Genomic DNA, 15,535 nt, shown 5'->3' on the forward strand with positions numbered 1-15,535 from the left:
CGAATTTATCCTTCCAGCGTAGCGCTGAAGGCCATCGCTTGCTGACCGGCTTCCACTTGAATTTCCCCTTCCGCAAGGCTCACTCCCGAGCCCTCCACGGAAGAAACATTTCCTGTGTCATGCAGCTTCACCGAAAACGGCTTGCCGCTGCCTTCCACCGTAAAATTGATTCGGCTGCCTGCACGTACAGCCCGTACAACCAGTTCGCTCTCTCCGTTCATGTTGCGAACGATGGCGGAAGCCTCGCTGCCGTCTTCCAATGCATACAAGCCAAGCTCTACTCCGTCTGCATAGTCATATTCCGGAAGGGCGTCGCTCGCACCCAAGGCGAGGAACGAGTTGCCGCGCACGAACAACGGCAGTCCGAGGAAACCGTACGTTTCCTTGCGCCAGGTTCCGCCATCCACCGTTTCTCCGGTTAACAAATGCGTCCAGCGGCCCTTCGGCAGATAGTACTTCACGTCGCCTTTCTCGCTGAATACCGGTGCAACGAGCAGGGAATCGCCCAGCATGTACTGACGATCCAGCATTTCGACGGCCGGATCTTCCGGGAATTCCAAGAACATGGCGCGCATGCTCGGCACGCCTTGCTCCGATGCCTGTACGGCGGTATGGAACAGATACGGCATCAGACGGCTCTTCAGCTTCGTGAAGAAGCGCGTAACGTTTACGGCCTCTTCGTCGTAAGACCATGGCACCCGGTAAGAGCTGCTGCCATGGAGACGGCTGTGGCTGGACAGCAAGCCGAACGCCAGCCAGCGCTTGAACACATGCGCCGGAGCCGTATTTTCGAAGCCGCCGATGTCATGGCTCCAGAAGCCGAAGCCCCCGAGACCGAGGGACAAGCCGCCGCGCAGGCTCTCCGCCATCGATTCATAATCCGCATAACAATCGCCGCCCCAGTGAACAGGGAACTGCTGTCCGCCAACGGTTGCGGAGCGTGCGAATACCGCCGCCTGATTCTTGCCGAATTTCTCGACCAGCACGTCAAAGACCACTTTGTTGTACAGCTGGGTGTAATAGTTGTGCATTTTATGAGGATCGGAGCCGTCAAAATACACAACGTCCGTCGGAATGCGCTCGCCGAAGTCCGTTTTGAAGCTGTCCACGCCCATATCAGCCAGCTCGCGCAGGTACCCTGCATACCATTCGCAAGCATCCGGATTCGTAAAGTCCACCAGCGCCATGCCCGGCTGCCACAAATTCCACTGCCAAACATCGCCATTGGCTTTCTTCACGAGATAGCCCTTCTCACGGCCTTCCTCGAAGAGGCGCGAACGCTGCGCGATATACGGATTGATCCATACGCAGATTTTCAAGCCTTTTTCTTTCAGTCGCTTCAGCATGCCTTCAGGATCCGGGAATACCTCTTCATCCCATTGGAAGTCCGTCCAGTTGAGGCCCTTCATCCAGAAGCAGTCAAAATGGAACACTTGCAGCGGAATGTCGCGCTCCAGCATACCGTCCACGAAGGAGTTTACGGTCGCTTCGTCATATTGGGTCGTAAAGGAGGTCGATAGCCACAATCCGAAGGTCCAAGCCGGCGGCAGCGCCGGTTTGCCTGTCAGGCTTGTATATTTGTCCAGAACGCCTTTCGGATCGGGCCCGTCAATCACGAAATACTCCAGCGACTCGCCCGGCACGCTGAACTGAACCTTCTTCACTTTCTCTGAAGCTACTTCAAAGGATACGAGGTCCGGCTGGTTGACAAACACGCCGTAGCCTTTGTTGGTCACGTAGAACGGAATATTTTTATAGGCTTGCTCGGAGCTTGTGCCGCCATCCTGGTTCCAAATATCCACAACCTGGCCGTTCTTCACAAACGAAGTGAATCGCTCGCCAAGGCCGTACACCCACTCGCCCACGCCAAGATCGAGCTCTTCCCGCATGTAGGTCTGTCCGCCGTCCTCCACGATATGCGCCATGGATTTGGCTCTGCTGCCGGTGATGCGCTCCTCTCCTCTATAGAAGTGGACCGACCATTCCGGGCCTTTCTTGATCACGACGCTCAGATTGCCGCTCCGAAGAACAGCCTGTTGATCGTCCTCTTCGATGACCGTATGGTCACCCTCCTGTTTGTACAATTCGAATGCAGGTCCACGATCTCGTACGCCTGCATAGTGTACCAGCTTCACGCCGATGACGCCGGGAGCCGGGGAATGAAACTGCACGGTGATCAGCTGTGCATTGATGGTCGCTCCTCTGCCCGGAATCGGTGCCGTGGAAGCATAAGCCGTCAACGTATCTCCTTTTACCGCAAAATCATATGCCTGAACCGCACCCGAAACGGAATATCCTTCCCGGATTAGCCAGTTGCCGTCTGTAAATTTCATCGTTCCTTCCGCCCTTCTATATTTTTAAAATTGAACTTTCAGATGTAAGCGTTATAATATCATTATACTGATCCATTTTTACCTATTCTAACAATATCCGATTGTTTTATAGCACAATTTTGATATCAGATAACAGTATTCAGGGACACTTCACATCCCAAGGAGGTGCAGCATGGATCAATCCATCCGCCAGTCATTAAAAGAAAGCACTGTCCACGGGAATGAGCGTTTCCCATTCGGTGCCTATTGGTATCAATTTGCCCCCGGCGCCCATGTGGTAGACTCCCATTGGCATAAGGAAGCGGAGATTTTTTACGTGCTGGAAGGCGAGGTGCTGTTTCAGATCGATTCGGAATATATACCCGTCCGTGCAGGCGAAGCGATATTTATCGATGGGGGAGATCTGCACACCGGCCACGCCCTGGGCAATGAAGGGTGCAGCTTCTGCGCCATGGTGTTCGATGTCGGCATGCTCGCCAGCAGCAGCTATGATATTGTGCAGGAAGGGATGATCGTTCCCTTCCAGGAGCGGAGAGCCTCTTTTCCAAGAAGACTGACAGCCGGGACCGATGGGCGCCTGCTTGAACATATAAAAGAAATGATGCTGCTGTCCAAGCACAAACCGGCTGGATATGAGGCTGCCATTAAGGGGCATCTGTTTCTCATGCTGTTTCAGGCCGCATCCTCCGGCAGGCTTGCCAACCGCAGCCGGAGCGAAGCGGCGGACATGACGAGAACGGAACGCTTGAAGAAGGTCATTCTCTACATCCAGAGTCATTACCATCGACCTATCCGTCTAAGTGAGCTGGCTGACCTGATCCCGATGAGCGAAGGCCAATTTTGCCGCTTCTTCAAATCCATGACCGGGCAAACGCCCGTCGACTATATGAATTCCTATCGCGTTCGCCAGGCGGCGGAGCTCCTTCGTTCGCCGGACAATAAAATATCCGACATCGCACTCGATGTCGGATTTGGACACATCAGTTATTTTGTTCGGGTATTCCGCAAAATCATGAACTGCACGCCTTCGGAGTATCGGAAAAAATTATAATTTCGGCAGGCTTGGTATGACCTGATTGCAGTCCCCCTGAAGCGGCAGGTTCCGGCATACGTATTGGCCGGCGCTGTTTTCGTTCGCGGCGCCTGACGGGGCTGGCTGATGGACCCTCTGTTTCCAGAGCTGCCACAGCATGAATCCATCATTCGCTCTTCCTTTATTCTTCATGTAGTTTACCATCGTTTCTACATTATAATAAGCCGTCGCGATGTTATTTTGACCGTTCATCATATCGGCATCGTATACCGTACCCGGCGCGGCATTCAATTGCAGGACGGCCCCGCCGGATCCCTCCGGCGCAATCTGCATGCCCATATTGATGGGTCCGTTGTATATCGCCTTGTAGGATTCATAGCCTTCGCGCGGGTCGTAATAAATACCGCCGTCGTAGGACATCAGATTGATAAAGTCGATCTTGCTGCCATGATCCTTAACTACGCGGTACATGGTACCCCCAAAAGGAGAACCCCATTGGACCTTGCCTTCCTCAAACGGCGTACCCTTCACATAATAGGCGCCCGTGGACCAGCCGGCGATGGAAATCTGCAAATTGGCATTCCTGGCATGGATTTCATTGTAGAGGCTCGTTATAATGCCTGCGATCTCGCCGTCCTTGGTACAGCTGAACTGGGCAGCCGTTCCTTTGTTGCAGCTGCTGCCGCTGGATTCCCAGTCAATGTCGACGCCGGCTGCGCCAAGATCCAGGGCCAAATCGACGATGTTCTTAGCATTGAATCTGGACCACTGCGATCCTTGGCTGTACGACCAGCCTCCTACCGAGAGGAACGCTTTCGTTCCGCGGGCTCTCAGTGCGGCGATGTTGTTGCGCAGATCCTGCGACTGCTGGGCCGTAAATTTACGCTGCCCATTCGGCGTCGTGGCTCCTTCCACGAATTCCAAGCCCGCTACGGCTTGATCAAACGCATACGACCCTTGCGTATACGTAGTGTCCGGCCTTACGAATGCTAGATTGAGATGCGTGATGTAATTCGGAATGTTCGCAGTCGTCAAATCGTAGATACTGGTGTTCCATGAGCTGGCGTAAGCGACGTACATCCGATCACCAGTCCCCGGAGGATCTACCGGCGGGTCTACTGGCGGATCCACCGGTGGTGTCCCTGGATTGCACGCTCCCAGGTCCTCCCATACTCCCCACTGTCCCGTCGTTCCGGGGATTTCACCCTGAGTCCACCATTTCGCTTTCCAGGCTTTACCCCCGTGGGATACGATATTGCCCCCGCCATATACGGCAGAACTGCTCCAAGCAGGCTCAGCGCAGACCTCGGCGGCTTGAGCCTGGGACGTAGGAAAGACACTGAACACCAGTACGGCGATAAGTCCGAGAATCCATCCTTTCATCGTTCTGGACAGCCTTGTCATTCATTAAACAACTCCTTCTCCATGGGCATTCGGTTCATTAAAGCGTTTTCAAAGCTGGCGAAAGCTCCGTACCTTATACACCTCCTGACGCATTAGGATGAAATCGAGTGAAACACTTTAAGTGTAACTTGGTCATTTTTTGTACAACAAGGATAAGATTTACTTATTCAGGGGCAAAATTCGATACATTGTCACAGCAGCGCATCTACGCAAAAAAAGCCGACACCCTGCGCATGATCGCATAAGTGGCAGCTTTTTGAAATGGAATGCCTGTTAACCCTTACTCCAATTTAGGGTATGATGATAGAAGCATGTTATTTTTCTATTTATGAGTCTCTTTGTGCAGCCTTGCAAACGGACATTTCGACAGAGACTCCTCGTTATCCCGCAGGAAATATTGCTTCCATTCATAATTGTCCTCCGCCCCGTAGAACTTCAAGTCCGGGTGCGGGGGGACTGGATCATATTCAGTCAACCGCTTGCGTATCAGCACTTTGGTATGTTCAGCTTGCCTAGCCCGGGCATTGAACTGCTTCAGAACCCAACGAGGCGTAAAAGCAAGCATCATGTAGGGGAAATACCTGCTCTGGCGAAGCTCATGTGCCGGCGTTCCGCAATACACGAAATAAGGCTCGCCTGCATAACAAAATTCCCACAGATGATCGTCAGGTTCCTCCGGCAGATCCGCCGGCCAAGGCTCCGTATCGTATTCGGTGGTCCGGCTCAGCAGCTGCCAGAACAAACGCTCATAATACTCCACGCCTTCGAGGTTATCTGGGCCATGCTCCGTATGGATTAATACGACAAGTGAAGTATAAGGGCCAAAGCCCCTGGAGCCTAGCCCGAACTCTTGCAGCAGTGCGGCCAACTGCCCCGCTGCCTCCTGCGATTCGCCGCGGTTAATAAAACCGTATCTAAAATGATTTAGCGTATGTCCTTGTACTGCCGGAATGCAGGGGAATTTGGCGGAACGATCCGTCATTTTCTCAGTCAGCTTAGCGATTGCTTCCCGCTGCCATTCCTCCGGCAATCCATAAGCAGCCCCCATATCGTCTAACCTTATTAAACCGCTCATCACCAGTCCTCCTCTTCTACAGCATATAAGAGTGGGTAAAAATAGGTGACTGTCACGGACGAAATGCACATGAATTTTGAAAAGCGTTTCCCAAAAGCTTGAACTTTCTGATATCTTAAGTAGAGAAGAAATTAAAATACCAGGCTTATGCCTTAATTACCATAGAGAGGATTCTTTCACATTATGTCTAAACCCCTGCTAACCGATAAGATTCAAACTGCCAAACCCGCCAAAAAACCGAGGCCGTCCGCTCCGCCCGTGCGCATCTTTGCGCTGGGGGGGCTTGGCGAGATCGGAAAGAACATGTACGGCGTCGAATTCAAAAACGAGATCATTATCATCGATGCCGGACTGAAATTCCCGGATGCCGAAATGAGCGGCGTCGATTACATTATTCCGGATATTCGTTACTTGCTCGATAATAAGCACAAAGTAAAGGGTATGTTCCTGACCCATGGCCATGAAGACCATATCGGGGCTATTCCTTACGTGCTTCGTCAAATTCAGATGCCGATCTATGGCGGAGCCCTGACCATCGGCCTGGTTCGTGCGAAGCTGGAAGAGCATCGCCTGCTGGATCAGAGTGATCTGCGCATTTTCCATGAAGACGAGACGATTGCATTCCGTCATCTTTCCGTTCATTTTTTCAGAACCACCCACAGCATTCCGGATGCCTTCGGGGTCGTTGTCGAAACTCCGTACGGACCGATCGTACATACCGGGGACTTTAAATTTGATTTTACGCCGGAGGACAAGCCTGCCAATCTGCACAAAATTCTGCATATCGGCGGACGCGGCGTCCTGGCCCTGATGGCCGACAGCACCAATAGCGAACGCGACGGCTTTACCCCTTCGGAGCGTACCGTCGGCGATTCCATTCTGCGCCTGTTCCAGGAGTGTCCCGGGCGGATCCTGTTTGCGACCTTTGCATCCAACGTTCATCGTTTGCAGCAGGTGGTCGAAGCCGCCATTCGAACCGGCCGCAAAATCGCCATCGTCGGCCGCAGCATGGAAAAGGTGTTTGTGATCGGCCAGGAGCTTGGTTATATTCGCGTGCCGGACGGCATGATGATTGACGTCAAAGCCGTTAACCGCTACCGCGACGACCAGGTGCTCATTATTTGCACGGGCAGTCAGGGCGAACCCAATGCGGCGCTGACGCGCATCGCTTCGGGTGCCCATCGTTCGATCCAGATTCATCCGGAGGACACCGTCATTTTCTCGTCATCGCCGATTCCCGGGAACACCCAGAACGTTAACCGCAGCATCGATCTCTTAATGCGGGCCGGGGCCGAAGTCAAATACGGCTCCATTCTCGATATCCACACCTCAGGCCACGGCTGCCGCGAAGATTTGAAACTCATGATCAGCAGCTTGCGTCCCAAATACTTCGTGCCGATTCACGGAGAATACCGGATGATGCTCAATCACCGTCATCTTGCCGTGCAGGTCGGGGTTCCCGACAGCAACGTCTACTTGATGAACATCGGCAACACGCTGTCCCTTTTCCGCAATTATGCCCGTAAAGGCCGGAACATCCCTTCGGGTGACGTCTATATTAACAATGGTGAACTGCGCACCCATGAGAAGGAGCTGCTCGAGGAACGCGTGCAGCTCGCGCACGATGGCGTGGTGATCGTCGCGATTACCATTAACCGGGAAACGCGCAAGCTGCTCTCCGGACCGGAGCTGATTACCCGCGGGTTCGTGTATATGCAGGACTCCAAGCCGCTTCTGCGCCGGGCCGAAGCGATGCTGCGCAAACAGCTGAACAAAGCCGGCGAGCAGCGGGAATACAACCGTGCTGCCTGGGAGCAGATGACCAACAACACGCTCAACCGCTATTTTAAGCGGGAGCTGGGCAGAAGCCCGTACATTATGCCTTCCATTATGGAGGTATAGCGCTTCGATCTCGTTAACGCTTGACATTGTGCACTAAAATAAGGGTGGACCCAAAGTCATTAAACCTTGGGATCCACCCTTCTTTTTATCATATCGAAAACATACATCTCGAAGCCTGTCGTCCTTCTGTAAATCAAGCCCATGGAGCTGGGGCTGTTTTAGTCCGCAAGCTCCAGGCCTTTCGTTTCCTTGCCAAGCACCAGTACCCCCAGGGCCCCAATCAGGATGGTTACGAAAAACATCACGAAAATGATTTCGATGCGGGTACCGTTCTGCTTCAGCACGCCGACGAGCAGCGGCGCGATCACGCCGCCGATCCGGCCGAACGATGTGGCAAGCCCGACTCCCGTGGAACGAACCTTCGTCGGATAAAGCTCCGGGCTGTACGCATACAAGCCTCCCCATGCTCCCAGATTGAAGAAGGACAAGGATATGCCTGCGGCGAGCAGCGAGCCTTCCGTATTGGCGTAGCCAAACCAGATTGCGCTCAGCGCCGTAAGCACCAAATAAGTAACCAGCACGAATTTACGTCCGAACTTCTCGATAAAATACGCCGCCGTAAAATACCCCGGCAATTGGGCAAGCGTCATAATCAACACGTATTGGAAGCTTCGAACCAAGCTGAATCCTTTATCGACCATGACGGTGGGAAGCCACAGGAACATCCCGTAATAAGAAAATACGACCGTAAACCACAATACCCACAGCATAATGCTCGTACGCCGATGTTCGACCGACCAGACCGAGGCCACACGCTGCCCGAAGGTCAGCTTCCGGACGGCCTTGGCCTTCTGCTCGATATACCTTGGCGAATCTTCGATGGCTCGCCGCAGGTATAATGCATAGAACGCGGGCAAAGCCCCGATGACAAAGGCTGTCCGCCAGCCGTAATCTGGAATGACAAAGTAAGCAATAAGCGCAGATAGTATCCAGCCTGCCGCCCAAAAGCTTTCCAGCAGCACCACCGCTCTTCCCCGTTCATGAACGGGCATGCTTTCGGATACCAGCGTCGAAGCTACCGGAAGCTCTCCGCCAAGTCCGAAGCCGGCGATAAAGCGCATCAGGCACAGCATGACAAAACCGGTAGCTAGAGCGGAAAGACCGCTCGCTATCGAGAATATGAGCAGTGTCCACAGCAAAATATTTTTCCGTCCATATTTATCCGCCAGAAATCCGGCCATGGCCGCGCCGAATACCATTCCGATCGATGTGGTGCTTGTCAGAATGCCGACCTGCTGCGAGCTTAGCGACCATTCAGCTGCCAATGCCGCAACAACAAACGAAATCATGCCGACGTCCATCGCATCGAACATCCAGCTGGCACCCGCGCTGAATAGCAGCTTGCGCCGTTTGGGCTCTTTTAACAATTGCATGTTGCCCATATTAACCGCCCCCTCTCCTATATCTTTCTATAATGTAGAGCGAACCATACGTCCGGTCAAGCTAGATTATGCTAAGCGGCAACATGACCGTTATGGTGGTTCCCTCCTGAAGCTTGCTGGTCACATACACCTGCCCCCTGTGATCCTCGATCATTTTCTTGCTGATCATGAACCCCAAGCCGTTGCCTTTCTCCTTCGTTGTGAAGAACGGTTCCCCAAGACGGGATAGGATCGATTGCGGGATTCCGCATCCGTTATCCGTGAAATGGATGGCCACGGTCTGGTCGCTGCCTCTCTCCAGTCGTATGTTCAACTCGCCACCGTCCGGCATCGATTCCAACGCATTCTTTATAAAGTTGATGAAGACCTGCTTTAAATGATTGACGTCACCGTCCACATTGGCCTTTTCCTCTCCAAAATCGGTTATGATCTCTACGTTATGTATAATCGCCTGCGTATTTAATAGCGTAATCACTTGTTCCAGCAGCTGCCGGATATCGGCACGCTCGAATTTCACGCTTTGCGGCTTAGCCAAGAACAGAAGCTCACTGACAATCAGTTCGATCCTTTCAATCTCCGAGGATATAATATCGAAATATTCATCCTTCCGTCCGGCGCCGGAGCGAATCAGCTGTACGAATCCTTTGATGGATGTCATCGGATTACGGATTTCATGGGCGATTCCTGCGGCAAGCTGCCCGGCCATGGACAGCTTGTCGGACTGGATCAGCCGCTTCTCCTCCTGATCGGCCGCTCTCTTCATGTCGGTGATATCCGTCAAATGCGCTACATAGCCCAGTGCCCTTCCCTCTCTGCTGTGGGCTGTGCTAAGCCTGCACGATACCCACCTGATATCCCCCTGTTTATGAATCAATCTCTTTTCCATTTGCAAGGAAGAGATCCGGCCCGTTTTAAAATTTTCCATCATTTCCTTGTCCTTAGTTACGTCCTCCGGATAAACCCAATCGTTATAGGGATGATGCAGGCATTCTTCCTCGTCATATCCGAGCATCGTGCAAGCTGCCGGATTGATTCGGATAATGCTCCCCTCTGAATCGATGAATACCGTTCCAATCGGCGCAACTTCTATCGCCTGAACCATAAAATCATAGCTGAGACATTCACTATTCATCATCGTTTGGAGATCCTCCTGTCTTTCATTGTTCAAATCGGTTTTACCTAATTTCTAGATATGGGATAGCTTCTCCTTTTAGCCTATATGGAATATAAATAAAACAATCCAAAGGATAATTCGGACATGAAGCGAATATATTGGATATGAGATTTCTAATATTTGGTGTCTATCCCAGCGCTATTCTAGTGAAATTGAGAGAAAATGGTTTTTTTTGACTTGAACGCTATGGCTTTTTCGTTTATTGTGAAAGAAAGCAAGTCATTTACAATTGCTAGACGTTAGGATCGTTAACAAAGGAGTTTGCGAGTATGTACACGGAACAAGATATTTGGATTGTGCTTACAGGCACGGGCACCTGGTTCAGCAGAATGATCCAATATTTCACGAAGGCCCCACTTAACCATGCATCCATTGCGTTTGATTCCGAGTTACGCGAAGTGTACAGCTTTGGGCGAAAGAAGGCGAACAATCCGTTTGACGGCGGTTTGGTTCGCGAGAATCTGCGTGACCCTTTCTTCTACACTTCGGAGTGCGCGGTATATCGCTTCCGCGTCAGTAATGAAGACTATCAACGCATGCACAATCTTGTCAAAGAGATGATGCGTGATCAGGACCGCTACAAATATAATCTGCTAGGGCTGCTGGGTATATTGTTTCGGATTCATATCGATCGTGATGATGCTTTTTTCTGCTCCCACTTTGTCGCGACGGTGCTGGAGCAAGCAGGCCTGCGGCCTGTGAACAAGCCTTGTCATCTTGTAACGCCGGAAGATTTCTCCCACTCCCCCCAGTTGAATGAAGTCTATCGCGGGCCTCTACACGGTTATCTTGCTCAAGATATGCCAGCCCCGTTGTCCTCGTCGCCGACGTTTGTTCCTGTGACCACGAAAGGCCGAGGCAAGTTCTTCAGAATCGGAAAAACGGGTTAATACCGAAAATATGTAGCTATGATATAAATATGTTTCTCTGATACCTTGGAAAAAAGCAGCCGGGCTCGCACCCGGCTGCTTTTTTTAAATAAAGTTTTTTGGGGTCCCCGCAAAGTATTTGGAATAAGCATCGAAGCATAGGCTCCACTTTGTGGGGTTATTTTATATGTTCCTCGCGGGGATTAACCCCCGGCGTCATTCTCTAGCGTTAGGCCGATGGAGTCTGATCCGACGCCTGCTCCAGAACCGCCTTCTCCACCACGACGGGACCGGATTCAGCCAGTTTTTGCTGCTCCATTTTCTTGCGCTTGCGTTTGCGGTTAAAGTACACGCCGATCAACAGAAGCGGAACGGCGATGAGCGCAATATACAACGATACATCCTTAACCATGCCCTCCGCGGCGTTACCGTACAGATAGAACAGGGTACCCACCACATAAAACTTGGTAGCCCGGCCCAGCGCGGCATATGCCAGCAGTCTCCATAGCGGGAATTTCAAACATCCCGACAGAATCGTAAACACTTTAAAGGGAACCGGCGTAAAGGAGCCGATCAGTATGGCGGCTTCGCCGTTTTTTTGAAACATGTTCGTTGCAGCGTCAATCCACTCTTTTTTCAGTATCTTGTATAATACCGACTTCCCAAGCAGCTTTCCGATCAAATAGCCCAGCGGCGTCCCCAGCAAGCATCCGATAAAACCATACGTTGCAAGCCACAGTGCATTCTGCGGATGCATGATGCTTAGCGAAACCTGCAGAAAAAAGGCGGGAACCGGAAAAATGACAGCATCCGCAAACGAATGAATAAACAATCCCCATGGACCAAACTTCATCAAAAAATCCAAAATGTCCTGAAACATGTCTCAACCCCTAAACATTTTCTTCCTGTTTCTATCAGACCCTTTATAAAGTATAGCACATAATTATACTGGAAAGGACCTAAGCCGCTTGATCCCTGCCGAAAAAACGCGCAGAACGAAGCATGCCTTTGCACCTATATACTATATGCAGCAGGTTCGACTAACAACAAAAAAACCTTTCTTCTAGGAAGAAAGGTTTTCGGTCGCTCCTCGCAAGCGGAATTCCATGCATGAATAAGCTTGCAAATAAATGCATCTTGTTTAATTTGCAGATAAACTGCGGTGTGCGGAATGCCTTGTCGGACCTACGAATTCATTCAGCGGGAAGCCGTTCGAAATCGCCTGGGTAATGAAGGCTTTGGCTTGCTGTACCGACTCGCGAACGCTCAAGCCCTTGGCAAGATTGGCCGTGATGGAAGCGGATGACGTGCAGCCCGCACCGTGGGTGTACTTGGTAACGATGGCGTCGGCCTCGAACCATTCGAAGTTGCTTCCGTCATAGAGCAGGTCCATGGCTTTGCCTTCGCGGATCTTGCCTCTGTCCTTAATCAGCACGTTCTTTGCGCCGCGCTCGTGAATGATGGCGGCAGCCTCCTGCATTTGATCCAGGGACGTGATCGGACCGGATTTGGCCAGCTGGGACGCCTCGAACAGATTTGGCGTTACCAAATCGGCGCGCGGGAGAAGGAATTCCAGCATCGCTTCCGTATTTTCGGGCTGCAGCACTTCATCCGTGCCTTTGCAGACCATCACCGGATCGATGACGATCCGTTTCAGATCATAGCGGTCGATATACTGGGAAACGAGCTCGATGATCTCTACGGATCCGAGCATGCCGGTCTTCATGGCATCGATGCCGATGCCCTCGAGCACGGTTTTCAACTGCGTTTCAACGATATCCAATGCTACCGGGAAAACCTGGTGATCCCAGGTTTTTGGTTCCATGCAGACAATCGTGGTGAGTGCGGTCATTCCGTATACGTCAAATTCCTGAAAGGTTTTCAGATCGGCCTGGATGCCAGCGCCGCCGCTTGTATCCGAGCCGGCTACGGTTAATGCTTTTCGTATCGTCATGTTCCATGTTCCCTTCGCTTGTAAAATGATTACTCTATTATAAGAAAAACTGGGATTGACGTCTATTCGCAGATGTCGAATTTTGCATGGTCACGCATCACTCCGCCTGCGGATGGTTCTTCCGATCGCTGTTGCCCCCAGATTTCCTTTGAAATACGATAACTATCGTTGGAATTCGGGGGCAAAGGCGACCACTCCGTTTCTACAGAACAATTCCGCCAGCTTCGTTGGATTCTTTGTGTAGGCTCACACATGAAGTCACTTCTTATTGCTCCGTCAGGATCACCGGGCCATCCTTCGTGATGGCGAGCGTGTGCTCATACTGCGCGGACCATTTGCCGTCCACGGTTCTGGCGGTCCATCCGTCCGAATCGATCTTGCATTGATACGTTCCCAGGTTCAGCATCGGTTCGATGGTGATGACCATGCCCTCTTTAAGGCGAGTCCCGCGGTTGGGTGGCCCGTAATGCGGAACCTGCGGCTCCTCATGCATATTTTCGCCGATGGCGTGCCCCACGAAGTGACGGACAACCGATAAATTCTGTGCTTCCGCATAGGATTGAATCGCATGGGAAATATCGCCGATCCGGTTGCCGATTACCGCTTGCTCAATTCCGAGATACAGGGCTTTCCTCGTCACGTCCAGCAGATGCTGCGCTTCCTCGGAGACGTTTCCGACCGGATAGGACCAAGCCGAATCGGCGAGCCAACCATCGTACTTCACCACCATATCAATGGTAACGATATCCCCGTCCTTCAGCGGCTCATGGCTCGGAAAACCATGGCAGATCACGTCATTGACCGATGCGCAGGTCGCAAAAGGATAACCATGATATCCCTTCTGCTCCGGCGTCGCGCCGCGCTCCGCCAGGAACCGTTCGACAAACTGATCAATCTCCAGCGTCGTTACGCCCGGCTTGATCATGTTGGCGATTTGACGATGGCATTCGGCGAGAATATCGCCGGCTTTATTCATTTTGGCGATTTGTTCTTGTGTTTTGAGGATTATCAATCCTGCTCACTCCTTTTCATGGCTGTTATCTCCTATTCAAATCAAAAAGCCTTAGCTGACCGAAGGAGCTTCAGGACAGGCATCTGCGTCCTCCTCACTCCCCGGCCAATAAGGCTGATTCACAATCACAAGGTGTATCTGTTTTCTTGTCTTGTATCCCAAAAAAAGAAAAGCTGATAGCGCCCTACATGATCTTATTCTACTCTTAAGCCAAGGTAACCTCAATGATTTCCGTTAGGAATTTCTGCCTTTCGGTCAAATGCGGACTGGTACGGACGCCGCGGCATAACCGTTTTGCATTCTCGGAGGCAGCTTTAACTCGGCCGTAACCCAGAAAGTTATATGACTCTCAATGACCATGAGCAGAATCAGGGCGGGCAGCATGTTATCCAGTTTTAACTTTCAATTATCCAATGACAATCGTTTCTCCTCATATCTATATATTTAAAGGTTGCGCAGAAACGATAATTTTACACGCGAGATCACGATTCCTTTCTTTTTCCTATGTTCCATTATATCAAAAGGGGCTGTTGCTTTAGCTTTCCACTTGTTTCCGTTCCTTCTGGGTCATATCGCTCTTCTCCTTGGACAAGAACCAGCCGAGGACCGCGATCAGGATCAATACGCCCCAGAATATGAGCTTCCAGCCGGCACTCTTGGGAAACGTCTTCTCTAATACTGCGATATCCGGGTGCGCGAGCGTATAGACGGCCAGCTTGATTCCTACCCATCCCACGATCAGGAATGCAGCCGTTTCCAAGCCGGGCCTTCTTACGAGCAGCCTGCCGAAATACGATGCCGCGAACCGCATGATCACCAAGCCGATAATTCCGCCTGCCAGGATAACCAGGAATTGTCCGCCGTCCATGCCTCCGATATTCGGGAGGCCGGTTTCCGGCAACGTCAAGGCGAGGGCTACGGCAGCCAAAATCGCATCAACCGCAAACGCAATATCCGCAAGCTCTACCTTTAACACGGTAACCCAGAATTTTTCTTGTTTCATTTCAGCTTCCTTCAGATGTTTCTTCTTCTTTACAAAGAACTGCTTCACCATATGATTGATACTGATATACAGCAGGTAGAAGGCTCCAATCGCCTGTACGTACCAGACATCCGCCAGAAAAGAGATAATGAAGAGGGATGCGAAACGGAACACAAACGCACCGGCCAATCCGTAAAATAACGCCTTCTTCCTTTTGTCCTCCGGCAAATGCTTAACCATGATGGACATCACCAGGGCATTATCGGCTGCGAGAATCCCCTCGAGTCCAATCAACACCAGCAGCACCCACCCATATTCGAGCAACAGTCCCATTTCCAAACGCAATCTCTCCTTCATGAATAGGATGATCCGATTTACGTTTTAAAGGCGTATAAAACAAAAAACCTTTATCCCG

The 15,535-nt window shown here is 51.5% G+C and carries 12 protein-coding genes; 3 read left to right on the forward strand and 9 right to left on the reverse strand.

Annotation, left to right across the window (positions count from 1 at the left end; genetic code table 11):
* Positions 1 to 5: 5 nt before the first annotated feature.
* Positions 6 to 2,333 (reverse strand): alpha-xylosidase, encoded by a 2,328-nt coding sequence (gene yicI, locus BMX45_RS26660; protein WP_090913281.1) that lies wholly within the window; start codon positions 2,331 to 2,333, stop codon positions 6 to 8.
* Positions 2,334 to 2,505: 172 nt separating this feature from the next.
* Here yicI and BMX45_RS26665 point away from each other — a divergent pair, with 172 nt between their 5' ends.
* A complete protein-coding gene (locus tag BMX45_RS26665; protein WP_090913283.1) occupies positions 2,506 to 3,384 on the forward strand; it encodes a helix-turn-helix transcriptional regulator in 879 nt (292 codons plus the stop codon).
* Here BMX45_RS26665 and BMX45_RS26670 read toward each other — a convergent pair.
* Positions 3,379 to 4,770 carry a glycosyl hydrolase family 18 protein gene (locus BMX45_RS26670; RefSeq protein WP_090913285.1) on the reverse strand — a complete coding sequence of 464 codons (1,392 nt, stop codon included), beginning with the start codon at positions 4,768 to 4,770 and terminating at the stop codon, positions 3,379 to 3,381. The genes BMX45_RS26665 and BMX45_RS26670 overlap by 6 nt on opposite strands.
* Before the next feature lie 322 nt (positions 4,771 to 5,092).
* Positions 5,093 to 5,845, reverse strand: coding sequence for a YqcI/YcgG family protein (locus BMX45_RS26675; RefSeq protein ID WP_090913287.1), 753 nt, complete (start codon positions 5,843 to 5,845; stop codon positions 5,093 to 5,095).
* 183 nt (positions 5,846 to 6,028) lie between these two features.
* Here BMX45_RS26675 and BMX45_RS26680 point away from each other — a divergent pair, with 183 nt between their 5' ends.
* On the forward strand, positions 6,029 to 7,747 hold the full coding sequence (locus BMX45_RS26680) for a ribonuclease J1 (protein ID WP_015737537.1): 1,719 nt from the start codon (positions 6,029 to 6,031) through the stop codon (positions 7,745 to 7,747).
* Positions 7,748 to 7,905: 158 nt separating this feature from the next.
* Here BMX45_RS26680 and BMX45_RS26685 read toward each other — a convergent pair whose 3' ends face one another.
* Entirely contained in the window at positions 7,906 to 9,129 is a 1,224-nt protein-coding gene (locus BMX45_RS26685) for an MFS transporter (protein ID WP_090913289.1), read from the reverse strand.
* Between the two features lie 61 nt (positions 9,130 to 9,190).
* Positions 9,191 to 10,264, reverse strand: coding sequence for an ATP-binding protein (locus tag BMX45_RS26690; RefSeq protein ID WP_090913291.1), 1,074 nt, complete (start codon positions 10,262 to 10,264; stop codon positions 9,191 to 9,193).
* Positions 10,265 to 10,572: 308 nt separating this feature from the next.
* On the opposite strand from BMX45_RS26690, the gene BMX45_RS26695 reads away from it, so the two are divergent.
* Entirely contained in the window at positions 10,573 to 11,193 is a 621-nt protein-coding gene (locus BMX45_RS26695) for a hypothetical protein (RefSeq protein WP_090913292.1), read from the forward strand.
* Positions 11,194 to 11,401: 208 nt separating this feature from the next.
* Here BMX45_RS26695 and BMX45_RS26700 read toward each other — a convergent pair whose 3' ends face one another.
* The 4 genes from BMX45_RS26700 to BMX45_RS26715 all read right to left on the reverse strand — a co-directional run bounded on the left by BMX45_RS26700 (position 11,402) and on the right by BMX45_RS26715 (position 15,459).
* Positions 11,402 to 12,052: a YqaA family protein gene (locus tag BMX45_RS26700; protein ID WP_015737540.1), complete on the reverse strand. Its 651-nt coding sequence runs from the start codon at positions 12,050 to 12,052 to the stop codon at positions 11,402 to 11,404.
* 261 nt (positions 12,053 to 12,313) lie between these two features.
* The gene (gene pdxK, locus BMX45_RS26705; protein WP_090913294.1) at positions 12,314 to 13,126 is read right to left on the reverse strand and encodes a pyridoxine/pyridoxal/pyridoxamine kinase; all 813 of its coding nucleotides are present in this window, start codon (positions 13,124 to 13,126) and stop codon (positions 12,314 to 12,316) included.
* Between the two features lie 265 nt (positions 13,127 to 13,391).
* Entirely contained in the window at positions 13,392 to 14,138 is a 747-nt protein-coding gene (gene map / locus BMX45_RS26710; protein ID WP_090913296.1) for a type I methionyl aminopeptidase, read from the reverse strand.
* A 535-nt stretch (positions 14,139 to 14,673) separates the two neighbouring features.
* The gene (locus BMX45_RS26715) at positions 14,674 to 15,459 is read right to left on the reverse strand and encodes a TerC family protein (protein ID WP_015737544.1); all 786 of its coding nucleotides are present in this window, start codon (positions 15,457 to 15,459) and stop codon (positions 14,674 to 14,676) included.
* Positions 15,460 to 15,535: the final 76 nt, after the last annotated feature.

The organism is Paenibacillus sp. cl141a (assembly GCF_900109305.1).
GTDB lineage: Bacteria > Bacillota > Bacilli > Paenibacillales > Paenibacillaceae > Paenibacillus_AQ > Paenibacillus_AQ lautus_A.

Bases quoted from the DNA above. Each gene is read 5' to 3' on its own strand.
- pdxK (WP_090913294.1), bottom strand. From the start codon at position 13,126: ATGACGATACGAAAAGCATTAACCGTAGCCGGCTCGGATACAAGCGGC.
- BMX45_RS26700 (WP_015737540.1), bottom strand. From the start codon at position 12,052: ATGTTTCAGGACATTTTGGATTTTTTGATGAAGTTTGGTCCATGGGGA.
- yicI (WP_090913281.1), bottom strand. From the start codon at position 2,333: ATGAAATTTACAGACGGCAACTGGCTAATCCGGGAAGGATATTCCGTT.
- BMX45_RS26685 (WP_090913289.1), bottom strand. From the start codon at position 9,129: ATGGGCAACATGCAATTGTTAAAAGAGCCCAAACGGCGCAAGCTGCTA.
- BMX45_RS26695 (WP_090913292.1), top strand. From the start codon at position 10,573: ATGTACACGGAACAAGATATTTGGATTGTGCTTACAGGCACGGGCACC.
- BMX45_RS26665 (WP_090913283.1), top strand. From the start codon at position 2,506: ATGGATCAATCCATCCGCCAGTCATTAAAAGAAAGCACTGTCCACGGG.
- BMX45_RS26675 (WP_090913287.1), bottom strand. From the start codon at position 5,845: ATGAGCGGTTTAATAAGGTTAGACGATATGGGGGCTGCTTATGGATTG.
- BMX45_RS26680 (WP_015737537.1), top strand. From the start codon at position 6,029: ATGTCTAAACCCCTGCTAACCGATAAGATTCAAACTGCCAAACCCGCC.
- BMX45_RS26690 (WP_090913291.1), bottom strand. From the start codon at position 10,264: ATGATGAATAGTGAATGTCTCAGCTATGATTTTATGGTTCAGGCGATA.
- BMX45_RS26670 (WP_090913285.1), bottom strand. From the start codon at position 4,770: ATGACAAGGCTGTCCAGAACGATGAAAGGATGGATTCTCGGACTTATC.